We start from the raw sequence: 20,946 nt of genomic DNA on the forward strand, positions 1-20,946 counted from the left end.
CATGCTCGTAGTCAGACCACTGCGGTCAGTCGATTGAGTTCTCTGCTGATCTCTTCCCGCAAGGCATCATGGCGAGCATCCAGGGCATATCGCTCATCTGCCCAGTTCTCACGGGGATAGAGCCAGACTGGCAGGTGCACCAGGTCGGTCGGTTCCCACTCGAAGCGCGGCCACACATGGGCGTGCAGGAATCCGTCGGTGTTGCCAAGGATCTCCAAATTCACCCGGCGAAATGCTGGGTCAAGGCGCCGACAGGCATGCTCAACGGCTTCACCGAGCACGTCCATATCGGACAGGAACGCCAACCTCTTCGCCTTCGGAAGCTCGGACAGCCTCTCCACACGGGGGTCGTCCACCAAGAGCACCGAGTAGCCCGGCAAGAACTGAACGTCTCCGATCACCGCGAACCCTGCCTCCAACCGCCTCAGCACCGCAGGGTTCTCCCCCCGCAGAGCGCTTCCGATCCGGTCTGTTCGCCATTCGCTCGTCATGGAAGAAACCTATGCTCCGGCGATCAAGGGGGCACAGTCCAGCTCCGGCGGGACGAGCAAGCGCTGATGTCACACCAAGGTGATCAGCAGGGCCGAGACCCAGAGGCAGAAGACGTGTTGGGCCTGGTCGACGGAGTATCGGCCCTGCGGGTTCTTCGCGAACTCGCTGCTTCCGGTCAAGACCATCCACGCCTTCACCGGCCAGCGTCGGTCCCAGAACCCATGGCTGACGGCCGAGAACGCGATCCCCGCCGCAGCTCCTGCCCAGCTGATTGGCAGGTCGAGCAGAGCCGCTGTCACGGCCAGCATCACGGCCATGACCAGGTGATACACGGTGATGTGGGCGAGCAGGGCCCGCCACGACTCGGCGACGGTCGGCCCGTTGTCCTCGGACTCCGGCCGGCCCTTAGCCGCTGCCCAACTGTCTGTTTGCCAGCAGTGATCCGCCCACACATGGGACGCAAACAGCACCGCGAAGACCGCAGCGAACACGGTTGCCGACGTCATGCCGTCACCCCCAGGAGGGCACTCCGAGTCGCAATATTGACGCCTGCCAACCGAGACGCACGCGTGGCACCTCGAACAGACAGCGAGCGTCGGCTTCCCCTCGGCAGCGAGACACCAAGGAAGGTGGACACGGCTTTCGCCGCGTTAAGCGGGTAGTCGCCGAGTTTGCTACCGGCACGGGCCAGTCCGAGGAGGGCGGCGAAGGTGGCGGGGCGATGCGTCATGCTGGGTTTCTCCTGATCTCGAAGAGGGAGCGGGTGGCCGGGCGGGCCGTGCACGACGGTCCGCCCGCGGGCTGGTCAGAGGGGAGTGCTCGCAGCGGTGTTGTGGGCGACCAGGTCGAGGTGTTCGCCTCTCGCGCAGGTGTGACGGTGCGTGAAGATGTATGGGTTGTCGGGGTTGTTGGGGGTGGGTCCTGGTGGGCGGTTGTCTGGGGCCTTCCAGGTGGGGTTTCGGGGGGCTTTCCTGATCCCAGACAACCCATACATGCAGGTCAGGACCCCATACGGGGGCGGCATCCCAGACAGGGTGTCTGGGATGCCGCTGTAGGGGTTGTCTGGGGTGCGATGGTCACCCTCGGTATCTGTCGATGGCGGTGGCCAGGGTCTCGGCGTAGTAGCCGAGGCCGGGCTTCTCGGTGCCGGGGACGCGGAGCTGGCCGCCTGCCGGGCGCTCGACGTCCACTTCCCGCAGGAGGGTGTTGAGGGCGATGCCGAGCGTCCGTGAGTCCTCGTAGCCGAGTGCCTGGGCGAGCGGTCCGGTGTGGATCCGGCCGCCGGCGGCGAGGACCGTCCTGTGTGCGCGCAGCAGCAGGATGGGTACGCCGTCGACGGAGACGAACTTGTCGTTCTCGGCTCCGTCCTCGGTTTCGGTGTCGTCTTCCCAGTCCTCGGTGTCGGGGTTGAGTTCGTCGTCCAGGTCCTCGCCGGACTCCTCGCCCGGGTCGGCTGGGGGAGCTGGTTGCGGTGCGGTGTGTCCGGGCGGCGGGGTGCTCAGATTGCGCATCGCGGCTTCGATCGGGTCGGCCCACTGGCCGCGCAGCCGTCCGGCTGCGGTGCGGGTGCGGGTGATGGTGTCGATCACCTTGAGCAGGTCGGTGCCGTCGAGCCAGAGGGAGCGGATGCGGCGGTAGCGGTCGGCGAGCAGGATGCCCATGCCCCGGATCGCGGGGTCGAGGGTGGAGGCGTCCCAGCCGGCCTTCGCCGCGCCCTGGGAGAGTGCCATGTTGGACTCGGTGGTCTCGGTCACCCGCATCGCCCATTTCCAGACAATGTTGCCGGTGACCAGGCGGGGCAGGACGCCGTCGTTGCCCTTGGTGACGACCTGGGTGGCGACGACGAGCACGATACCGAACGCCAGGCCCCGGGCCGCCAGCGAGGAGAGCGCCTCCTTGATCGCCGCGCCGTGCTTCTTGTCGCCGGTGATGGCGGCGGCCTCGTCGATGACCACGAGCTCCAGCCCGCCGAGCTCGGCGATCAGGTCGGGGTCGTCGATCTGTTCCATCCCGTACCGCTTGAGGATCGCGGCCCGGCGCTCCAGATCGGCGACCAGGGCCTCCAGCAGGGCCCGGGTGCGTTTGGCGCCCTTGGTGCCGGGTTCGTCGACGAAGGTCGCGGCGAGGTTTCTCCAGCGGTCCTGCCCGGGGGCCTTGCCGTCGACGAGGCGCAGGTTGACCCTCAGGTCCAGCAGGGCGCCGGCGATGATGCCGCGCAGGGCCGCGCCCTTGCCGGAGCGGGAGGCGCCGCCGAGTGCCAGGCTGGTGTCCTTGAGGGCCAGGTTGACCAGAGCGCCGAAGGCGTCGAACGCGACCGGGATGCCGTGCTCCCAGACGTCGACGGCCTCCATGCTGGTCAGGGGGGAGGCCTGCGGCGTGGTGAACGGGTCTTCCTGGAAGGCCGCGACGGCGATCGTTTTGGCGTTGCCGCCTGCCGAGGCGTGGACCGGGTCCATGAAGAATCTCGCGCGGTCCAGGCCCATCTCCCCGGCGACCTGGCCGAGCTTGGGCAGGACCGTCTCCACGGTCACCCCGTCACCGCTGGGCAGCACGACATGCGCGAGCCACCCGCCGGGCACACGGGTGATCGAGTCGGGCCGGGCGAGGCGGAGGGTGCCGTCGCTGATCGCTCCGGCGGCGAGCATCGCCTCGGTGAGCTGGTCGGTCTCCTCGCAGTCCAGCTCCCCCTCACCCGGCCCGGACGAGGCGGACGAGGCGGCCGGGGCGGGTGTGGGGGCGTCGGCCGGTGTCCAGGAGGCGGTGAAGCCGGGCGCGGCCGGGGCCGTGGGCTTGGTGAACACCGGTCCGGCTGCCCCGGTGGCCCGGGCCTGGCCGGGGATGAAGGGGGCCGGTCCGGGGGAGCCCCCGGCGGCAGACGCCGTGGTGGTGGTTGGTGCGGCGGGGGCGGCGTAGTCGAGCTGGGGGACCTCCGGTGGGGCTGCGCGCCAGGTGGTGAACCGGCCTTTCGCCCAGCCGATGGCCATCAGCCCGGTCATGATGCCGCCCAGGAGGGTGGGCCCGCCGGCCTGGACCATGCCCCATCCGGCGGCCAAGCCGATCGCGATGGACTTCCACCGGCGGCGGTTGGCCATCCGCTTGCGATGACCGGCGAGCTCGGCGGCGGTGGGCTCGCGGTGCCCGGTGTAGGACTGGACCTCGATCTGCCGGACACGCTCGCGCCAGGCAGCGGCTTCGGAGCGAAGCTTCTCGGCGTCGGTTCCGGCGCGCTTGTGGTCGCCCGGGTCGGCGTCGGCGGCACTGCCCTCGGCCAGCCTCTCGTCGGCCGACTTCTCCAGCGCCTCGGCCTTCTCGGTCAGGCGCTGCGCCTCGCGGGCCACCTCTTGCTGCCAGGTGGCGTACCGGTCGTTGAGGAGGTCGGCGCGGACGTGGGCGTCGGTGACCAGGGTGCCGTCGCTGTTGAACCACCCCGCGCGTTCGGTCACGAGGATGCGCAGGCCCGTGCGGACGGCGGTGGTCTCACGGAGGGCTGCCGCGCTGAGGAAGGTGGCGGTACGGGCGGCCAGGCCGGGCCTGCTCGCACCGGCCTCGGTCTCGGGCGGGGAAGTGGTCGGCTCGTCATCGTCGATGAACTCGGCATCCACGATGATCCGGTCGGGCAGATGGGTCGTCACGGTGCTCCTCCAAGAGCATGGATGGACAGGCAGGTGGGCTGGGGGCCGGGCGGTGACGGCCGTCCGCACACACCGGTCCGCCCCTGGCCACCGGGGCGGAAAAGGGCGGTACGGGTGGGTGCGAGCGACCGATGGCGCCGGGACGGCAACAAAAAAAGGGGGGGTCAGCCGACGCGGCCGAGGAGCTGCGCGCCGAAGCTGTTGACGGCGGGGATCACGCTGACGGCGACCGCGCCGCCGAGGACGGCGGACAGGCCGAGCAGGACACCGGCGACGATGCCGCGCTTGGCGAGCTTCTTCTCGTCGGACTTGATGGCCTTCCACAGGCCGAAGACGACGACGGTCAGGAGGAAGAGGACGATGTTGCCGTCGGCGGTCAGCTCGACCGGGGTGGCGCGGACGGCCCGGGTGGCGTCCCCGCCGGTGATCCCCCACAGGGCCAGCGACCCGGCGCCGTTACCGAACCAGGTGATCAGCCCGGCGCCGAAGGCGATCAGACCACCAGTGCACATGGAGGCCATGCCGCCGTAGGCGACACCGCCGGCGAAGGGGATGAGGGTCTTCCAGTCCTTCTTCTTGGACTTGAAGTTGGCCTTGATCCAGTGCGAGGCGAAGTGCACCGGGATGGCGAGACCGATGGCCAGGCCGCCGGCGGTCAGCGAGGTCGCGGGCACGTTGAGCATGGATAGCCTCCGATGTGAAAGTGAAACGGCGTGGTGGTTTCGGTGCGGGACGGGCCGGGCGACGGGGCGCTCACTGACCCACGGCCAGCCGCGCAAGCGGGCCAGCGACGGCGGCGAGGGTGGCGACGACGGCTGTCAGGCCCGCGCCGAGGACCGCTACGGCCCACAGGGTGGTGAGCCGGGCGTGCGCTGCACGGCGGGCCGGGCTGGGCTCCGGCGGCAGGCACCAGCAGCTGACGGACACGGTCAGCAGGTAGCAGGCGGCACCGACTGCGAGTTCGACCGGCACCGGCACGGTGTCGGCCAGGTGCGGCCACCCGACGGCGGCGGCGAGGGCGAGCAGGCCGAGCCCCGGCACGTTCCGCAGCAGGCGGACTGCCCGGTTAGTGGCCCCGGGCCGGGTCATGACACAAACCGCGCAGATCAGATACGGAAAGGCGAGGCCGGCGAGCAGCGCTCCGGCCGGCACGGGCAAGTTCACGGTGGACTCCTGGCGAGGGCTATTGGTAGGCGGCCGCGACCTGACTGAGGATCTGGTCACCGAAGGCGTTGACCGGGGGCACGAGCACCACGGCGGCCAGGCCGGAAATGCCGCCGGCCAGGCCGAAGGCCGAGCCGGAGACGGCACCGGCCGTGATCTGACGGCGCAGCTGGGCGTCGCAGCAGCGCCAGGCCAGGACGGTGACGACGAGCAGGAGCGTGGTGGCCACGCCGCCGCCCGCGGTCATCCCGGCCGGGGCGGCCGGGGCGAACAAGTCGCCGGTGCCGGTCAGCTTGTTGCCGAGCGGGTTGGTGGCCTCGATGGTCAGGTAGCGGGCGGCGAAGCCGAGCAGACCACCGGAGCACAGGGCGCTGAGCAGCCCGATCAGCAGGCCGCCGCTCAGCGCGGCGGCGCCGGGCGTCTGATGGCCGCGCCTCCACCAGCGCACGGTGGTCAGGACGAGGACGGCGACCGCCAGGCCCAGGCCGCCGTAAGAGAGCTGAGCGCTGGTCATCTCAGACCCCTGTGAAGATGTAGGTGAGGGCGTGGATGCCGGCCGGGGTCATGAAGCTGATCTCGGCGACGTGCCAGGACAGCAGGCGCACCGGCCAGCTGCTGCGCCGGTGCTTCATGCGGGCGCCCAGCTCGCCGACCGCAGCGACGGCGGCCGCGGCGTAGACGACTCCGTACAGGTCGGCGCTCAGGTGGCCGGTGACGGGTACCAGGAGCAGTCCGGCGAAGGCGGCGGTGCCGTTCCACACCGGGCGCAGCCGGGCCAGGCTGAACCGGGCCGCAGGCTCCTGGGCGGCGGGGTAGTAGTGGTTGTTCGTCACGTAGGTGACCGGCGGAGCCGCCACGTATACCGGGGCCGGGGCCGTCGTCACTCCACCGCTGCCTCCGCCGACGTGCCACCAGTCGTGGGGCTCGGGCAGCCCCGGCGCCCCGCTGGACGGCGGAGGCGGCGGTGTGGCGGGCGGACCGGCCGGAGGCGGGGAGCTGCGGCGGGGCGGCGGCAGGAACGGCTCCGGCCCGGCGGCCGGGGGGCCCGGCGGGGGCGGTGGGGTGGGAGGGTCCGAAGGCGGGGGCGGCGGAGGGGGCGTTGCGCCTCTGTCGGTGCGCTCGCCGGACAGCTCGACGGTGGTCGGCTCGATCGGCTGCCCGCTGTCGGGGGTGCCGGTCATTGCCGGGCCTCCATCGCGTCGTTGCTGGTGGTGGTGTCGGGGCGGCCGTACTGGTGGAGCCAGGCCCGCACCTGCAGCTCGTCCGGGTCCGCGGCGGCCGGTCCGGTGGGCTCGGGGGCAGAGGCGGGGGTGGTGGGCTGGAACCCGTCGGGCAGCTGCGGCGGCACCGTGGCGGGATGCGGGGCGGGGAGGAGCGGGCCGGGCAGTCGGGTGGCGGTGAGCGGGGTCTCGGCGAGGCGCCGCAGGTGGTTCAGGCGGCGCGGACGGCGGATATGCAGGCAGGCGAACAGCACAAGCGCTCCAGAGGAATGAGGCCGCAGGGCCGCACCGGGTGTCGGTGCGGCCCTGCGCGAATGTGTGGGTGGGGTGTGGTGCGGGCTGGTCAGCGGGAGCGCCGCCAGCCGCCGCGGTGCTGCCGGGAACGCTCGGCGTCTTCCCACTCCTGGCCCTGCTGGTCCGCCGCCCGCGTGTTGCGGTGGTGGCCCTCGCGGCGCTTACGGGCCGCCTTGTCACTCGCGGACTCGCGGTCGCGGTACTGCTGTGCGAGCTTCTGGTCGTTGCCGACCAGGCCGAAAAAGGACATGGTGATTCCACTCCTGATGTGGTGTTGGGGGTATGGGGCCGCTCCTGGCCGGGCCGTGGAAAGCGGGCCGGGAGCGGCTTCGGGCGGGGCTCCGCCGGGGGTACTCGCCGGGTCTGCTCGTCCGGGTCTGCGGAGTGGTGGTTCCGCTCGCCGGGATCGCTCGCCGGGTCTGCTCAACCGGGTCTGCTGCCGTCCGTCGACTGCGTGGTACTGATTCCGGCAGTCGCAGCGAAGGCCAGTCCGGCGGGGGTGCCGGGCTGGCCATCACTGGTGGTGCCGGAGGTGTGGGTCAGGGCCGGGGGCTGGTCTCCTCCTCGTCCTCCTCGTCCGCGCTCTCGTGGTCCGAGGCCTGGTCGGAGTCCGGCTCCGTGGCCGGTGTGTCCGTCTCCTCGCCCGACATGAGCTCGCCCCAGATCCGGCGGATCCGTTCCTCGCTGCCGACGTACCCGGCGGAGCGGAAGGCCGCCGTGGCCTGGCGGTAGGACAGAGGCGGGTCCTCCCGGTAGCGCAGGTGGCGCAGCACGACCGCGAGCTGCGCGTCGGTCAGGCGCTCGCCCGTGACGGGAGTCGGGACACCCGCGACGGCCGCGACGTCCTCCAGCGTCACGGCCCGCTTCGAACCCGTGTCGGTCTGGTCCGTGCCGGTTTCCGTCACGCGGTCCGTGACGGTGGCCGTGACGGTGTCACGGTCCGGGCCCGTGCCGGTTTCGGCGGCCCGTGACGGATCGCTGTCCGTTTCCACGCTGACCTGCGTGACGGTGTCCGTGACGGGCCCGGGCCGGGCCGTGCCGGTGGCGTGACGGTCCGACTCATCCGTCACGGACGGCGTGCCGAACGGGGCGACGGGTGCCCCCAGTTCGAGGGCGGGCGTGACGGACGCGGCAAGGGCCGGTGTGACGGCCGGCGCGAACATGGCAGCCAGCGCGGTGTCCGCGCCCTGCGTCATCCGGTCCCGCTGAACCGTCACCAGGCCGGCCCCGAGCCCGTCATCACCGACACCGACCCTGCGGGCCAGCCGCCACGACCTGAGCTCGGCACTCTTCCGGGCCCACTTCCACGGATGGTTCGCGGCCAACGCCCGGGACACAGCAATCTTCTGCATCGTCTTCGCGTTGCGGCGCTGCGCCTCCATGTCGACGCGGGTCCGGTAGACCACGATCCGTCGGGCGAGGAAGCCCAGGCCCTCCGCGGCCGCGCACATCGCCATAGGGGTGATCGCGTAGACAACGGACTCCTTCAGGCCCGACGCGACGACCGCGCCGGTAACGGATGCGCCCATCGGGAAGACCCACAGACCGATCCGCACCGCGCGAGGCGAGGACTGGCCGAGCAGGGTCACCCCGACCATGACGAGGGCCAGGACGAGGGTGGCTCCCTCACCGGCCGCAACGACTCCGAGCGCGGTCGCGGACTCGGAGAACTGAGACTTGATGTTGGTGTAGGTGCCCACGGCCCCGATACCGCCGACGACAAGCATCGGAACGGCAGCAGCCCCCAGAATCACCCCCTGACCGGTGGTCAGTGTCCGTTCCTGCACGTGCTCCATTACTCACTGCTCCTTCTGGTGAGGGATTCGGGTGGTCAGGCGTTCGGAGCGGTCAGGCGCCGGGTGTGTCCGCGGCGGACGAGTCCGGCGTTGAGGTAGTCGACGGCTTCGCCTTCGTCGATGCGGAGCTGGTATCGGCCGAAGGCGAGGGCGATCAGGTCGCCGGCAGCGAGCGCTTCGGTGTCCTGTCCGAAGATCAGGGAGTCAGCGGCGCGCATCAGGCGTGCGTGGCGCAGGCTGGTGCGAAAGTTCTTGAGCATCAGGTCGGTGCCTTTCCAGGTCGTGGTCGTCCGGGCTCCCCGTCACCGCCCGCCCCGGCCGCCAGGATTTGACGGTCGGGGCGGGCAGGATCAGGCAACCGGCAGGCCGTCAGCCGCGGGGAAGCTCCGGGCGCCGGGACGCGGTCGCGGTCCGCGCGGTGAGCCAGGCGATGGCGGCCGGGGCCATGTCGGCCGCGCCCGTACTGGCGTCGAGCGGGGCGGTGTCGATGTCGTGCATCGCGTCCGCCGGCGGCAGCAGCCGCATGTACAGGGAGCGGGCCAGCTTGATCAGGCCGCCGGTGCTGTCCAGGCGGGCCAGGGTGTAGCGGGTCTCGCCGCTGGCGAAGGGGATGGTCGCGTCGACCCGGCAGACCACCGTGTGGCCGGGCTTGCCCGTCCAGAATTTCTCGGGGTCGCGGTAGAGGACGTAGTCGTCGCACCGGTAGGTGACCGGCGCGACGACCGTGACGGCGTCGGGGGTGTGCGCGTGCATGTGTGTCTCCCCCAGTCGGGTCGGGTCTGTGCCCGGAGTGGGGTTTCGCGAAAGGCCGGCTGCCCGTAGGGCGGGCAGCCGGCTGGGGAAAAGAGCACGGGAAGGGCAATGATTTCGTGGCCCTTCCCGTGTCACGGGCGGCGCGGGGCGCTCACTTGCCGTTGAGTCCGAGCACCGACTGGGCGTGCCGTTGAAGGGCTTCTTCGGCCTGCTGGCGGGCTTCCTCGGCCTTGGCCGCGGCCGCGGCCTCGGCGGCAGCGGCCGCTGCCGCCTGCTGGTCCTCGATGGCGCTCATGCGGCGTACCCCCTGGCCTGCTTGCTCGCCTCGAAGACGATGCCCGTGGTCATGTGAAGGACCGGCTGGCGGTCGTACGCGCCGGGGACCATGTCGGCGTAGGTCCGGCGGGCGCAGCGGCTGGCCGCCCGGGCCCGGTCGTCGCCGTCGACAACGAGACGGCTGACGAGTTGGCGGAAGGAGGTGTCGGTCTCGTCTCGCTCGTAGCCGCTGCCGTTTCCGCTGCGGTCGTCCTCGCGGCCGATCTCACGGCCGACCTCGTCGGCCACTCCTGCGCGGGGGGGGTGAGGGTGGTGTTCATGCCGCCACCCCCCACCCGGCCCGCGCGCGGCGGGCGGTACGGATCTGCCGGACCTGGTCGGCGAGGACACGGATCCGACGGTTCTGCTCGGCCCGGTTCGCGTCCTGGTGAATGCGGCCTCCGCTACAACGGCCGTCGGGGGACGTGCTCGCCTGGGTGCGGAGTTTGACGGTCAGGACGTCGAGCTGGCGGCCCTCGGTGTCGCGGTCCGCAGCCGCTGCGGCGGTCAGGCGCTCGGCCTGGGCGGTGCGGGCGGCGGCGAGCTCCGTACCGGAGCGACCGCCACGCACCATGTCATCGACACGCGTGTTGCCGTCACCGGCGCGGAGCGCGAGTTCCTCACACGCGGCGCGGACCGGGCAGCCGGTGCAGAACCGGATCGCCTCGGCACGGCGCGCCTGCCAGGTGATCTGGGGCTCGCCGTCGGCTCGGCTGAACAGGTCCGGGGCGATGCCGTAACAGCGGTTGCTGGCATCGACCGCGGCCTGGAGTACAGCCCGGCGTGTGTGCCGGGCCTGAGTGGATGTCATCCTGTGCATGCGCATGTTGCCCTTCGAGAGAGGGTGAGCTGCGAAGACGGCCCCCAGGCATGCCCGCCTGGGGGTTCGTCGTTGGTAGAGCGGGTGTCCACCGCGCTCTCCACCGCTCACCGGACGCCCGAGAGCGGGCGGTGAGCGTCTGGGCAGCGCGGGGCTGCGAAGTCGTTGCGCGGCCCCGGTGCGGGGCCAGATCTCGTAGAGACGCGGACCGCGAGCCGTCCGGGAGATCCGTCCGGACGGGTATGGGCGGTGAAGGTTGGCCGCGGCGTTCTTTAGCGTCGCGAGGGTGTCCACCCTCCGCATGACCGCCAGTAACCTGGCCGTTTACTGCTTCCTGGTCGCAGCTGACGCTGCGCCCGGCGGTCTGCGCGTGGACTGCCACCACCAGTGGTTATGGCGCCTCGCGACGGGTCTCCACCCCCTCCGGCCGGTGTGGTCACGGCCGGTACTGCGGTGATGGATGCGCTGTGGAGTTCTCAAACAACGGCCGCTTCCTTCGTACTCACCCCTGCGGGCTTTCCTCCGGGCGGTTCCGCCTGCTCTCGTCTCTGGGCTCGCTACTGGCGTGGCCCGCCGACGATGGGTCGGTCTGTGCGGTGGTAGGGACCGAGGGTCCGGCTGGAGCTAGGCCGCGAGCGGCAGGGGCTTCGTGACGGTGGCCGACGGCGCGGTGCGCAGCTGCGTGGCGTAGGGGAGGAGCACGTCGATCAGGCGCTCACGGACCCGTCGGGCGATGGTCGGGTCGTCCGCGGCAATATCGCGGGCGGCGTCCATACGGGCGTAGCGGTCCTTGAGGGCGCCCAGCGTGACGGCCATGTCGATGCCCGCCCACCGCTCGTGCGGCAGCTCGTCGGCCTCGTACATCTCGAGCGGCGTGCCGAACGCTGCGTCGAGGTCGATGTCACCGAAATCCGGCAGCTCCACCTCGATCGAGTCCAGCAGCTGGAGGGTCTCAGCGTCGAAGGTCTCGGTGGCGAGGCTGGCAGAGGGGCGGAAGGTGATGTTCATGGATGGAGCTCCTCGCAATGTCGGGGCCGACAGGCAGCACGAATACCCAAACGATCCGCTGTCCTAGGACTGCGCGCCGTTGCGATAGAACTCTGCAATCGCAGTCCTGGGACTGTCAACAGTCCTGGGACTGTGGTTGACTGATCCTGTGGAGAGGAGTCCGGCATGACACCAAAATGGCGAGAGCTCGCGGATCGGCTGGCTGCCCGGATCAGAAACGGCGAGTACGCCCCTGGGCAGCAGCTGCCACACATCCGCGATCTCGTTGAAGCTGGCGAGGGCTCAAAGTCGACGGTGCACGCGGCTTACAAAGCTTTGGAGGCCGAGGGGCTCGTCACCTCGTCACGCGGTCACGGGACCGTGGTGCGGTCGCCCTCACCTTTGAAGCGGCTCGGCATCAGCCGCTACGACAAGGTCAAGTGGCGGGATGGTGACGAAGTGGCCTTCATCGCTGACCGCGTCGCTTCGGGACGCGCGTACCGACGCGGAGAACAAACCCAGACCATCAGCCAGATCGAGGCATCCGCAACAGTGGCAGCTGGCCTCGGCGTTCCTGTTGGGACCATCGTCTATGCACGCGCACGGCTGGTGAAGGAGGGCGACCAGCCCACCCACACGCTGACCAGCTATTACAGGCCTGAGCACGTCGAGGGCACCCGGTTGGTTGATCCCACACCTGGGCCGGCTGGCCGCGGTGGCGGGTACCGAGTGTTGTACGACGCTGGGTACGAAATCGATCACATGCGGGAAGCAATCTTCGCGCGATCCCCGACCCACGACGAGGGAAAATTGCTGCAGCTGCCAGCGGGTGAGCCCGTGGTCGAGTTGCACCGGACCACCTACACCGCGGATGACACGGCGGTTGAGTTCGCTATCGGCATCCACGCAGCGTCTCGTTTTGCCTGGGAATACGACTTCCAGGTTCCAGATTCTGCAAAGGACGGGGACTGATCAGCAGTGATCGCGACGCAATCCTGGGCAGACGCTCAGCTTCTATGGGACTACCACCAGATGTACCACGAGGTCCGACCGTGCTCCGTCGCGGTCGGCCTGGGCAGCCACGATCTCGGCGTGGCTGATGCCACCGCGGCACTCTATTTGGCCGAGATGGCCCCATTGATCATCTTCACTGGCGCCACGAGCCGCACCACGAAGGCTCGCATGCCTCGCGGAGAAGCGGTGCACTACCGCGAACGTGCCATCGAGTTGGGCGTACCAGCCTCGGCAATCCGCGTGGAGACACGGGCTCGCAACACCGGCGAGAACATTCAGTTCACCAAGGCTTTCCTCGAAGAATTGGGGCTTCCCGTCTCCTCCGTGCTGCTTGTCAGTAAGCCGTACGAGGAGCGACGGGCATACGCCACCACCAGACTCCTATGGCCTGAGATTTCAGTCGTCAGCGCTTCTGCGCCGACGACCTTCAAGGCGTACGTATGTCAGATCCAGGATTCCAAGCTGGTGATTGACATGTTGGTTGGCGCCCTGCAGCGCCTGCTGCTGTACCCGAAGCAAGGCTTCATGATCAGCCAGACGGTTCCAGATGACGTATTGCGCGCATACGAGCGCCTGTGCAGTGCCGGCTTCACTAGCCGCCTGATGGCAGCCTGCCCCTGAAATCCCGTTAGCTGCCAATTCCAACAAGCCGTAGAGAATCGTCCCGGCAGAGATGGACGCTTGCTTAAATGACCACCCGCCCGTGCTGAGAGGCGGCCAGTGCCCCGTGGATTGACCTTCGCCCGACGCCCCCTGACGGGCGTTCGACTTCAGATTCCCGTGTGGCGGGACGGTTCTCGAACCGGCTTCCCGCCAAGCGGGAGCAACGGAGTTCCGATCCAGGCGTACGTGGGGGTTCCACCTGCACGTTCTCACATCAGACGCTGAGAGGCCGTCACCGGAGGGAGGGGTGCCATGCGGGGTCGATCGGTGTCTCGTACGACAACACACTCGTTCTCATTACCGAAGACCGTCGGGGGCATGTATGTTTTCGAGAATGGTTCCCTACAGTGGAGGTTTCGATGTCCGATCCGCTGAGGCGAATTGACGCCCTGGTAGACGAGGACACCCTCCCCACACCCCAGATCCGGAAGCAACTCCGACTCGCTGCCGGCCTCACGCAAACCGAAGTCGCCAACGCCATCGGCGTCAAGCGCCTTGCGATCGCACGGTGGGAGGCAGGGCTCGCCCAGCCTCACCGCGGAAACCGCCGTGCATACGCACATCTCCTCCGGCGATTGGCCGCGAAGCATCCGGACGCCATCAAGGAGGCCCCGGATGAGGGATGACCTCACGATCCCGGCCGTATTCGGGTACGCCGACTCCGCCTTCGGTTTCGAGGGGGTCGGGGTGACGTAGCCGCCACCGGCCGCGCGTACCACTCAGCGGATTCACCACCCGCTCGGCCTCGCGCGGCCCTTCGCTCCGACTGGACTAACCATCCAGGTCGGCCGCTCAGTCCCGGTCTTCACCCGGTCTTGAGCTTCGGCTCATCGAGCCACTTCTCACACACCGCTACACCCGGCCACTAACCACGGCCACCACAGCCGCAGCAGCACCAGCTGCGCGCTCGAACCGCGAGGCCCCCACCACAGGGGTTTGACGGTTCACCACCACCGAGACGAGAGGAGAAATCTCCCCCCACCCGATCGGCGCCCGCCCGCTTCTTATGAAGGGGCGGCACCTGACACATCCACACATCTGGCCATCCAGCCCGGAGAGGCTCTGGTCGGTCCAGCTATATGGAGAGCAGGTCGTTTCTCATAGTGCCTGAGAGCGGCGCCCCTTGTCAGCTTGGCCTTGTCCGTTTCACCCCGGTACGGGCCACGCGATCTTCCTACACATCCAGGAAGGCGCTTGCGCTTTGGGGCATTTATTCACTTTGGCAGCATAAATCCTTGGCCATGGGTGTAACCGACGCGACAACCGCCGCCGGTGGCTCGAACAGCGCGGACAGGGTCGGTGAGAGCAGGGCTTGCGGGGCTAACCCCCGCATCAACCACGGTGCCGCCATGACACCTACCTCTCGTCCGCATCCTCACGTGCCCGCACTCTGCCGGGCGGCCCGGTGAGCACCGTGGCGGCACCGGCCGCCAGCCTGGACTCTCTGTTCGAGGGCCTCTTCGACAAGTCCGTTCCGGCGCAGGCCGGGCCGGCTCCGAGGCGTAAGGCCGGGCCTCCGCTGGCGTTGGGTGAGGATGCCCGTGCTCGGCTGAAGGGTGCGGTGCGCGCGTTGCTGGATACGGATGGTCTGGACGGTGTGCCGGACCCGGTGCGGCTGGCGGTGATTGTGCTGGCGTCGCGGACGCCGTCGGAGTCCGGTGAGGTCGAGATCCGCACGCGTGAGCTGGGTCGGTGGATCGGGCTGTCCAAGTCGCGCACGGCCTCGGAGGTCGTTCCTGCCCTGCGGCGGTCCGGCCTGGTCTCTGTCGAGACGATGGAGGGTGAGTTCGACCAGCCTGCCGGGCTCCGGTGCAAGGTGCTGCCGCTGTGGGCGGCGCAGGACGTGGTCGGGCATGCGCTGAACTTGGAGAAGAAGGAGTACTCGACGCTGCTGCGGCTGATGGAGGCCGTGATGGCACCGGGCTGGGCACACCGGGACGGCCGGGTGACTCCGGCCGGACTGCTCGGTACACGCACGGGCCGTGGTGCGGCGACGGACCGGCTGGCGCTGCTGCTGCTGGTGCTGGAGGCGCGGGAGACGGGCCGGGTGCGGTTGTGCGGCGGCACGGTGGACACGAAGCGTGGCCGGCCGGCGGCGACGCTGGCCCGGCTGCTGGGCTGCTCGGTGGGAGCGGCGGAGCGGGTGCTGGAGCGGTTGGAGGAGCGGGACCTGGTGCATCGGGTGCGTCTGCGGACGGGGTCCAGGCTCGCGAACCGGACGCGGCTGACGATCCCGGCAGTCGCTGCCGCGCACAGCCGTGCCAGTGCTGGCGCTGTCCGCGAGGACCGTTCGCAGGCCCCGGGCCCCGTGTTTTCAGAGCCCGACGTTACGGCAGTGCAAAGTGAGGCACGGGGGTCTGAAGAAGACCCGCAGGTCAACGGGGTGCCTGTGACGGATGAGCCGGACGTTGCAGAGCCCGACGTTGCGGCAGCCCTTCACACTGATCACTCTCACCTGGTTACTCCCGTCTCTCCTCTCTCGCTCTCTGGTGGCTGTTCCGGCGAAGGCCGTGGCGGGTCCGGTGATCTGCCGGACCGCGTGTGCGTGCGCGAGGACGGTGGCCCGCTGCGCGGGGAACAGCCGAAGAAGTCCCCGTCGATCAGCAGCAAGAAGCCCGGCTGCGGGCCGGTGCCCGGTGCCGGTCGGGGCAGGCAGCAGCGGGGGAGGGTGCCTCTGCCTCCGGAGGATCTGCGGACCGTTCTGGCCCCGGTCGATCTGGTATGGGCGCGGCTGAAGCGTCCAGCCGCCCGCCGCCTTGTGGAGGCCGCCACCCGCAGCGAGCTGGGCAGGGTGGTCGGGTTCGCCGGCCGCGCGGACGCGCCGCAGGTCCTCGCCGACCGGCTCGCCCGGCACCTGGAGAACCAGATGCGGCTGCGCCGTCCGATCACGGACCCGGTGGGCTGGCTGATCGGCCTGGCCCTGCCCCAGCGTCAGCAGTGCGGCGACGTGCGGTGCGACGACCGAATGCTGCTCGGCTCCGGACAGGACTGCCCGCGCTGCACGGAGAAGCAGGCCGACCGCCGCAATCAGCGCCGTGCGGTCGCGGCCGCCATCGACGCCGCAATGCCGCACGCCACCGAGACCGAGCGCCGCGCGGCAACCGAGCAGCTGCTGCACCAGAACGTGACCGCCAGGGCGTGGGCGAAGGCGTACGAGTGGGAGCAGGTCCGGGCCCGGCAGGCCGGCGCAGCTCAGACCCGTGCCGAAGCCGCGGCCGCGCAGTCCGCCGACGACGTCCCGGCCGCGCCGATGGCACCGGTCGTCCTGCCCGCGCCGCGTCCGCTTGCCGCGCCCGTCCCGGTCGACGACGTCGACCAGGAGCAGGAGCTCGTTCTCGAAGACCTGACCCGCGAGCAGGTCCGCGCCTGGCGGGTGCGGGGGTTGAAGGACCACAGCGTCGTCTTCGACCACATCGACCAGTACGGCGAGCCGTCCGCGAGGCGACTGTTCAGCAATCAGCTGGTCAACGAAGCACAGCGCCTGGAAGGCACGCACCACCTGGTCCTCGGGCACACCGCCTGGGGGCAGGCATGAAGGGCGGCGAGGTGTCCGGGGCCGACCTGGCCCGGGTCGCGCTACGGGCCGCGAGGGAAGCGGCCCGGAAGAACGACGCCGGCCAGAAGGCGAAGAAGAGGCCGCGGACCGCCACGATGGTGCGGCGCGACGGGCGCGAGCCGATGGGCCTGGGAACCGCGATCGGCACGCTGGTCGCCTCCCGGGCCTGGGAGATCCCGGCCATCGGCGCCTCCCTCCGCGAACGGTGGGCGGCCATCGCTCCCGACCTCGCCGGGCACGTCGCCGCCGTCCGCTTCGACCCGGACCCCGGCCAGCTCACCGTGTGCCCGGAGTCGTCGGCATGGGCGACGAAAGCCCGCCTGGAACAGACCCTCGTCATCGCGGCTGCCAACAAGGCAGCGGGCCGGATCGTCGTGAGCTCCCTGCGGATTCTGCCGCCCGGCGCCGTACCCGCACCGGGCCCGGCCGACGTCGCTCCGGCAGATCCGGTCCCGGTCGCGCCCACCAGCCCGGCGAGGACCAGGGAGACGGCGTGCGGGGGCTATCGGCGCGCGCTGGAAGCCCACCGCGCGGTTGCCCAGCCGTCCCGGGTGGATCCGGGCATCGCACAGGCGGTGGAGCGACAGACCGCCGCCCTGCGGGAACTGTCCCGCAGGGCCTTCCCCGAGCCGCCCGCAGTGCCGAACGACGCACCAGCCCCGATCGAGCAGGCCCGCGCCCAGCACCGCCACCAGGCCGCGGCGACCGAGGCCGCCGCCCTGCGCCGGGCCCGAGCCGAGAAAGACGGCCATCAGTTGCAGCCGCAGCGCCAGCGCCTGGAGCGGACGGCGTGAATGGCCATGGCAGTTGTGCCGTTTCCAGGGCACGCCGCTCTTGTGGGCGAGCAGAACGAGGGCCAGGAGCACGTCGTTGTACCGGAACGGCTGCTGACCACTGTCGATGGGGTGAGCCAACTCCGACTCGGCCACGCGACCCTGAAGCAGGGCAGGTCAACGAGTGGAGCCGGGGCCCAGCTCATGCAGTATCAACGCGTCAACTGGGCCGAAGTACTTGATCTGGCGGCAGACTCAGAAGCCGTATCTCAACCGATCTTGGAACATGCGGGTCGAACGGGTTTCTGGATCGGGTGATCTCGGGGTGATCGGTGTATGAGGACAGGGCCTCTTGGTAGTTCGGGGGTGTTGAAGCCTGCCGATCTGCCCAGGAGACCCTGTTGCCGCAGTTGTACGCGCTCGCGCCCGTATCGTTCAAGTCGTCCGACGTGTCGTGCGATTGCCTCGCCCATGTGTACGGGAACGCGGCGGACCAGCCTGGCCGGAAGCGGCACTACGCCTCGGACATGACGGACGCGGAGTGGTCGGTGATCCGCCCGTTGCTGCCGGTGCCGGCCTGGCTGGAGGGTCGGGGCGGCAGGCCGGAAGGCTACTGCCACCGACAGATACTCGACGCGGTGCGCTACGTCGTCGACAACGGGATCAAGTGGCGTGCGGTGCCTGCAGACTTCCCGCCGTGGGACCGGGTCTACGCGTTCTTCTGCCGGTGGCGCCGTCAGGCCCTGGACGTGGAGTTCCATGACCGGCTGCGGGGCAGAGTCCGCATCGGTGAGGGGCGGACAGCCGCGCCGACCGCCGGCATCATCGACTCGCAGTCGGTGCGGGCCGCAAGCTCGGTGCCGGCCGCGACCAGGGGATACGACGGCGGGAAGAAGGTGCCGGGCCGCAAACGGCACGTGATCACGGACTGTCTCGGCCTGTTGCTGGTGGTCGCGGTCACCGCCGCGAACGTGGGCGACCGCGAGGCGGCGGCACCCCTCCTGGAACGGGCCCGGGCCTCGCACCGCTCGCTCCGTCTGATCTGGGCGGACGGCGGCTACACCGGCATGCTCGTCGACTGGGTCAGGGAGAAGCTCCACGTCGTTCTCGAGATCGTCAAGCGCAGTGACGAGCCGCGTTTCGTGGTGCTGCCGAGGCGGTGGGTGGTCGAGAGGACGCTGAGCTGGCTGATGCGCTCACGTCGGCTCGCCCGCGACTACGAGACGCTGCCCACCACCAGCGAGTCCATGATCTTGTGGTCGATGACCATGCTGATGAGCCGCCGCCTCGCCCGCCGCACCCACCCGGCCACGACGACGGTGTCCCTGGCGGCCTGAACCGCATCGTCACGGCGTCACGATGCTGAACTCCCCGGACTGATGCCCGGTGATCCACCCGCGCTCGGCCAGGCGTTTCGCCCGCGAACGCACTCCCTCGATCTTCGCAGGCACCGTTTCCAGCCCCAGGGCCACCGCGAGTTCCCGGGCCCGCACTCTGTCCCGGCCCGCCCCGGCCTCGGTCTCCAGCACCGAGATGATCCGCTGGTAGTCCGGCGCGAGGACCGTCCTGGCCAGCCGCCCGCTCTGGCAGGGGACCGGTGATCCCGTCACCGCGGCGGCCACCACGTTCTCCTCCACCACATCCATGCCCCGGCCGGCTGGCTCGGCCAGCACCTCCACCACCGCTTCCCGGGCGACGACCAGCCGTTCGACCAGTCGCTCGGCCTCCTCGAGTACGACCGCGATCCTCATGGCTTCCTCTCGCGCCCGCTCGACCGCCTCCCGCGCGGCCGACTCCTTCGCCTCCAGCAGACCCAGCACCGACGCCATCAGCAACCCCCATCAATCAAGAAGCAGGATGCACCCACGCTTCCACACCGACGCAGAATCCACCCCTGACCAGCAGAAACTCAACGGCCATGACCGGAAAGACAACGGCTTCTTAGTTCAGAGAAGCGACGCTGGACTGGATCGAGACCGCGGTCGACACCGGCAAGGTCGACGTCGACGGCGAGCTGGCCCGCCTGCTGCAAGGTGAATAGACGATGCCCCGTGCTTTCGCACGCAGATCACCGGCCGCCCAGCGCCATGCCGACAGCATCCGCTTCGTCCTCTTCGAGGCCCGCCCCGCCGGTCTGACCTTCGCCCAGCTGGTCAGATCCAGCGAACTCTCCCCCCATCAGGCCCGGTCCGGGCTGGCCTGCCTGCGCGACATCATCGCCGAGCAGGGCTGGCCACCCCTGATCTGGACCCGGACGGACGGTTACAAGTTCTGTTCCGACACCAGCGAGCTCCAGGCATACGAGGTCGCGGTCATCCGAGGAAAGCTCACCGAGATCCGCCGGTTCATCACCGGCGTCGTCATCCCGCACGCAACCCTCCAGCCGAAGGGCAGGTGGATCAAACACCTCAACACCCAGCTCAGCTCCGTCGAGTCGACCCTTGACGTCATTGCCGACTACATCGATGCCTGATGGGTGGTCCCGGCCGCGAAGCGGCCGGGACCACCCCCGTTTCGAACCGGAAGGGGTCACGTTGCCGCGCAGACGCTTCTACCCCTCCGACACCTTCGACGACGAGTGGTTGCTGATCGAGCCGCTGCTGCCCGTCCCGGCCTGCGACACCCCCGCCGGCGGACGTCCGGAGAAGCACCCGCGGCGCGAGATCGTCGATGCGATCCGGTATGTCGTGGACACCGGCTGCAAATGGCGAGCCCTTCCCCGGGACTTCCCGCCTTGGCGCACGTGTTACGGGTTCATGGCCCGCTGGGCAGCGGCCGGCGTCGTCGGACAGATCCGTGACCAGCTCCGCAAACGCATCCGCCGCGAGATGGGCAGGTCCCCCGGGGCGGTCGCGACCGTGATCGACTCCCAGTCGGTCAAGGCCGCCGAGACTGTCGGCCGCGACTCCCGCGGCTATGACGGCGCGAAGAAGATCAACGGCCGCAAGCGCCACCTCGAGGTCGACACCAAGGGCCTGCCGCTGTTCGTCATGGTCACCCCGGCCGACATGACCGACCGCGACGCAGCGAGGGAAGTCCTGTTCCGGCTGAGGCTCATGCACCCTGATATCACCATCGCCTGGGCCGACTCCGGCTATGCCGGACAGCTCGTGACCTGGGCAAAGAGACATCTCGGGCTCACGTTGAAGACGGTGAGCCGGCCGAAGAACACTCCCGGCTTCGTGGTCCTGCCCCGCCGCTGGGTAGTCGAACGGTCCCTGGCCTGGATCATGCATGCACGCCGCCACGCGAGAGACTACGAACGACTGATCCAGCACTCGGAGTCGTTGATCACCTGGGCCGCGATCACCTTGATGACCAGGCGAATCACCCACCGGTCATCCCGCCGAAGCGGCCAGCCCGACTCCCGCGAAGCGAACCGGGACTGATCCCAACGGCGAGGCTGGTCAGCCCCGGCTCCTTCACTCCCCGAAAGCTTCCTGGCCCACTTTCTGAGGTTCCCCCGG

25 protein-coding genes and 1 pseudogene are annotated in these 20,946 nt (G+C 69.7%); 9 read left to right on the forward strand and 17 right to left on the reverse strand.

The window, feature by feature from the left end; translation table 11 throughout:
- Positions 1-11: 11 nt before the first annotated feature.
- The 16 genes from GA0115234_RS03385 to GA0115234_RS03460 form a co-directional block, all read right to left on the reverse strand.
- The gene (locus GA0115234_RS03385; protein WP_093539325.1) at positions 12-491 is read right to left on the reverse strand and encodes an HIT family protein; all 480 of its coding nucleotides are present in this window, start codon (positions 489-491) and stop codon (positions 12-14) included.
- Between the two features lie 69 nt (positions 492-560).
- Positions 561-998 carry a DUF3307 domain-containing protein gene (locus GA0115234_RS03390; RefSeq protein ID WP_093539326.1) on the reverse strand — a complete coding sequence of 146 codons (438 nt, stop codon included), beginning with the start codon at positions 996-998 and terminating at the stop codon, positions 561-563.
- 570 nt (positions 999-1,568) lie between these two features.
- Positions 1,569-4,124, reverse strand: a complete 2,556-nt coding sequence (locus tag GA0115234_RS03400) for an FtsK/SpoIIIE domain-containing protein (RefSeq protein WP_093539328.1) — start codon at positions 4,122-4,124, stop codon at positions 1,569-1,571.
- Between the two features lie 164 nt (positions 4,125-4,288).
- The gene (locus tag GA0115234_RS03405; protein WP_093539329.1) at positions 4,289-4,807 is read right to left on the reverse strand and encodes a hypothetical protein; all 519 of its coding nucleotides are present in this window, start codon (positions 4,805-4,807) and stop codon (positions 4,289-4,291) included.
- 70 nt (positions 4,808-4,877) lie between these two features.
- Positions 4,878-5,288, reverse strand: coding sequence for a hypothetical protein (locus GA0115234_RS03410; protein WP_093539330.1), 411 nt, complete (start codon positions 5,286-5,288; stop codon positions 4,878-4,880).
- A gap of 19 nt (positions 5,289-5,307) precedes the next feature.
- Positions 5,308-5,802 (reverse strand): hypothetical protein, encoded by a 495-nt coding sequence (locus tag GA0115234_RS03415; protein WP_093539331.1) that lies wholly within the window; start codon positions 5,800-5,802, stop codon positions 5,308-5,310.
- A gap of 1 nt (position 5,803) precedes the next feature.
- The gene (locus GA0115234_RS41765; RefSeq protein ID WP_141718384.1) at positions 5,804-6,469 is read right to left on the reverse strand and encodes a hypothetical protein; all 666 of its coding nucleotides are present in this window, start codon (positions 6,467-6,469) and stop codon (positions 5,804-5,806) included.
- Positions 6,466-6,762, reverse strand: coding sequence for a hypothetical protein (locus GA0115234_RS03425; RefSeq protein WP_237541063.1), 297 nt, complete (start codon positions 6,760-6,762; stop codon positions 6,466-6,468). The genes GA0115234_RS41765 and GA0115234_RS03425 overlap by 4 nt, the downstream gene beginning before the upstream one ends.
- A gap of 89 nt (positions 6,763-6,851) precedes the next feature.
- Positions 6,852-7,052: a hypothetical protein gene (locus GA0115234_RS03430; RefSeq protein ID WP_093539333.1), complete on the reverse strand. Its 201-nt coding sequence runs from the start codon at positions 7,050-7,052 to the stop codon at positions 6,852-6,854.
- A 289-nt stretch (positions 7,053-7,341) separates the two neighbouring features.
- Positions 7,342-8,598 (reverse strand): hypothetical protein, encoded by a 1,257-nt coding sequence (locus GA0115234_RS03435; protein ID WP_176729059.1) that lies wholly within the window; start codon positions 8,596-8,598, stop codon positions 7,342-7,344.
- A 35-nt stretch (positions 8,599-8,633) separates the two neighbouring features.
- Complete coding sequence (locus GA0115234_RS03440; RefSeq protein WP_093539334.1) at positions 8,634-8,858, reverse strand: hypothetical protein; 225 nt, start codon at positions 8,856-8,858, stop codon at positions 8,634-8,636.
- Between the two features lie 109 nt (positions 8,859-8,967).
- Complete coding sequence (locus GA0115234_RS03445) at positions 8,968-9,351, reverse strand: hypothetical protein (protein ID WP_093539335.1); 384 nt, start codon at positions 9,349-9,351, stop codon at positions 8,968-8,970.
- A gap of 151 nt (positions 9,352-9,502) precedes the next feature.
- On the reverse strand, positions 9,503-9,646 hold the full coding sequence (locus tag GA0115234_RS42175) for a hypothetical protein (protein WP_161275562.1): 144 nt from the start codon (positions 9,644-9,646) through the stop codon (positions 9,503-9,505).
- A complete protein-coding gene (locus tag GA0115234_RS03450; protein ID WP_093539336.1) occupies positions 9,643-9,915 on the reverse strand; it encodes a hypothetical protein in 273 nt (90 codons plus the stop codon). The genes GA0115234_RS42175 and GA0115234_RS03450 overlap by 4 nt, the downstream gene beginning before the upstream one ends.
- Before the next feature lie 28 nt (positions 9,916-9,943).
- Positions 9,944-10,477, reverse strand: coding sequence for a WhiB family transcriptional regulator (locus GA0115234_RS03455; protein WP_237541059.1), 534 nt, complete (start codon positions 10,475-10,477; stop codon positions 9,944-9,946).
- A gap of 633 nt (positions 10,478-11,110) precedes the next feature.
- Positions 11,111-11,494, reverse strand: coding sequence for a hypothetical protein (locus GA0115234_RS03460; RefSeq protein ID WP_093539337.1), 384 nt, complete (start codon positions 11,492-11,494; stop codon positions 11,111-11,113).
- Between the two features lie 165 nt (positions 11,495-11,659).
- Here GA0115234_RS03460 and GA0115234_RS03465 point away from each other — a divergent pair, with 165 nt between their 5' ends.
- From GA0115234_RS03465 to GA0115234_RS03490, 6 genes are all read left to right on the forward strand, one after another.
- Complete coding sequence (locus GA0115234_RS03465) at positions 11,660-12,445, forward strand: GntR family transcriptional regulator (RefSeq protein WP_093539338.1); 786 nt, start codon at positions 11,660-11,662, stop codon at positions 12,443-12,445.
- A gap of 6 nt (positions 12,446-12,451) precedes the next feature.
- Complete coding sequence (locus tag GA0115234_RS03470; RefSeq protein ID WP_093539339.1) at positions 12,452-13,108, forward strand: YdcF family protein; 657 nt, start codon at positions 12,452-12,454, stop codon at positions 13,106-13,108.
- 401 nt (positions 13,109-13,509) lie between these two features.
- Positions 13,510-13,776 carry a helix-turn-helix domain-containing protein gene (locus GA0115234_RS03475; RefSeq protein ID WP_093539340.1) on the forward strand — a complete coding sequence of 89 codons (267 nt, stop codon included), beginning with the start codon at positions 13,510-13,512 and terminating at the stop codon, positions 13,774-13,776.
- Between the two features lie 779 nt (positions 13,777-14,555).
- Positions 14,556-16,685, forward strand: coding sequence for a hypothetical protein (locus GA0115234_RS03480; protein ID WP_256088588.1), 2,130 nt, complete (start codon positions 14,556-14,558; stop codon positions 16,683-16,685).
- Positions 16,682-17,500, forward strand: a complete 819-nt coding sequence (locus GA0115234_RS03485; protein ID WP_093539341.1) for a DUF721 domain-containing protein — start codon at positions 16,682-16,684, stop codon at positions 17,498-17,500. The genes GA0115234_RS03480 and GA0115234_RS03485 overlap by 4 nt, the downstream gene beginning before the upstream one ends.
- A gap of 380 nt (positions 17,501-17,880) precedes the next feature.
- Positions 17,881-18,816 carry an IS5 family transposase gene (locus GA0115234_RS03490; RefSeq protein WP_237541060.1) on the forward strand — a complete coding sequence of 312 codons (936 nt, stop codon included), beginning with the start codon at positions 17,881-17,883 and terminating at the stop codon, positions 18,814-18,816.
- Between the two features lie 9 nt (positions 18,817-18,825).
- On the opposite strand, the gene GA0115234_RS03495 is transcribed toward GA0115234_RS03490, so the two are convergent.
- The gene (locus GA0115234_RS03495; protein WP_093539342.1) at positions 18,826-19,308 is read right to left on the reverse strand and encodes a hypothetical protein; all 483 of its coding nucleotides are present in this window, start codon (positions 19,306-19,308) and stop codon (positions 18,826-18,828) included.
- Positions 19,309-19,433: 125 nt separating this feature from the next.
- Here GA0115234_RS03495 and GA0115234_RS43185 point away from each other — a divergent pair.
- The 3 genes and pseudogenes from GA0115234_RS43185 to GA0115234_RS03505 all read left to right on the forward strand — a co-directional run.
- A pseudogene (locus GA0115234_RS43185) lies at positions 19,434-19,520 on the forward strand (DUF6192 family protein); the annotation flags it as partial.
- Positions 19,521-19,523: 3 nt separating this feature from the next.
- Complete coding sequence (locus GA0115234_RS03500) at positions 19,524-19,952, forward strand: RacP protein (protein WP_093539343.1); 429 nt, start codon at positions 19,524-19,526, stop codon at positions 19,950-19,952.
- A gap of 61 nt (positions 19,953-20,013) precedes the next feature.
- The gene (locus tag GA0115234_RS03505; RefSeq protein WP_093539344.1) at positions 20,014-20,868 is read left to right on the forward strand and encodes an IS5 family transposase; all 855 of its coding nucleotides are present in this window, start codon (positions 20,014-20,016) and stop codon (positions 20,866-20,868) included.
- The last annotated feature ends 78 nt before the right edge of the window (positions 20,869-20,946 follow it).

The sequence above is a fragment of the Streptomyces sp. DvalAA-43 genome (assembly GCF_900091725.1).
GTDB classification, from domain to species: Bacteria; Actinomycetota; Actinomycetes; order Streptomycetales; family Streptomycetaceae; genus Streptomyces; species Streptomyces pulveraceus.

Excerpts from the sequence above, each read along its gene's own strand:
- GA0115234_RS03385 (WP_093539325.1), bottom strand. The coding sequence starts at position 491 with ATGACGAGCGAATGGCGAACAGACCGGATCGGAAGCGCTCTGCGGGGG.
- GA0115234_RS03390 (WP_093539326.1), bottom strand. The coding sequence starts at position 998 with ATGACGTCGGCAACCGTGTTCGCTGCGGTCTTCGCGGTGCTGTTTGCG.
- GA0115234_RS03405 (WP_093539329.1), bottom strand. The coding sequence starts at position 4,807 with ATGCTCAACGTGCCCGCGACCTCGCTGACCGCCGGCGGCCTGGCCATC.
- GA0115234_RS03415 (WP_093539331.1), bottom strand. The coding sequence starts at position 5,802 with ATGACCAGCGCTCAGCTCTCTTACGGCGGCCTGGGCCTGGCGGTCGCC.
- GA0115234_RS41765 (WP_141718384.1), bottom strand. The coding sequence starts at position 6,469 with ATGACCGGCACCCCCGACAGCGGGCAGCCGATCGAGCCGACCACCGTC.
- GA0115234_RS03430 (WP_093539333.1), bottom strand. The coding sequence starts at position 7,052 with ATGTCCTTTTTCGGCCTGGTCGGCAACGACCAGAAGCTCGCACAGCAG.
- GA0115234_RS03435 (WP_176729059.1), bottom strand. The coding sequence starts at position 8,598 with ATGGAGCACGTGCAGGAACGGACACTGACCACCGGTCAGGGGGTGATT.
- GA0115234_RS03440 (WP_093539334.1), bottom strand. The coding sequence starts at position 8,858 with ATGCTCAAGAACTTTCGCACCAGCCTGCGCCACGCACGCCTGATGCGC.
- GA0115234_RS03445 (WP_093539335.1), bottom strand. The coding sequence starts at position 9,351 with ATGCACGCGCACACCCCCGACGCCGTCACGGTCGTCGCGCCGGTCACC.
- GA0115234_RS42175 (WP_161275562.1), bottom strand. The coding sequence starts at position 9,646 with ATGAGCGCCATCGAGGACCAGCAGGCGGCAGCGGCCGCTGCCGCCGAG.
- GA0115234_RS03455 (WP_237541059.1), bottom strand. The coding sequence starts at position 10,477 with ATGACATCCACTCAGGCCCGGCACACACGCCGGGCTGTACTCCAGGCC.
- GA0115234_RS03460 (WP_093539337.1), bottom strand. The coding sequence starts at position 11,494 with ATGAACATCACCTTCCGCCCCTCTGCCAGCCTCGCCACCGAGACCTTC.
- GA0115234_RS03465 (WP_093539338.1), top strand. The coding sequence starts at position 11,660 with ATGACACCAAAATGGCGAGAGCTCGCGGATCGGCTGGCTGCCCGGATC.
- GA0115234_RS03475 (WP_093539340.1), top strand. The coding sequence starts at position 13,510 with ATGTCCGATCCGCTGAGGCGAATTGACGCCCTGGTAGACGAGGACACC.
- GA0115234_RS03485 (WP_093539341.1), top strand. The coding sequence starts at position 16,682 with ATGAAGGGCGGCGAGGTGTCCGGGGCCGACCTGGCCCGGGTCGCGCTA.
- GA0115234_RS03495 (WP_093539342.1), bottom strand. The coding sequence starts at position 19,308 with ATGGCGTCGGTGCTGGGTCTGCTGGAGGCGAAGGAGTCGGCCGCGCGG.
- GA0115234_RS03500 (WP_093539343.1), top strand. The coding sequence starts at position 19,524 with ATGCCCCGTGCTTTCGCACGCAGATCACCGGCCGCCCAGCGCCATGCC.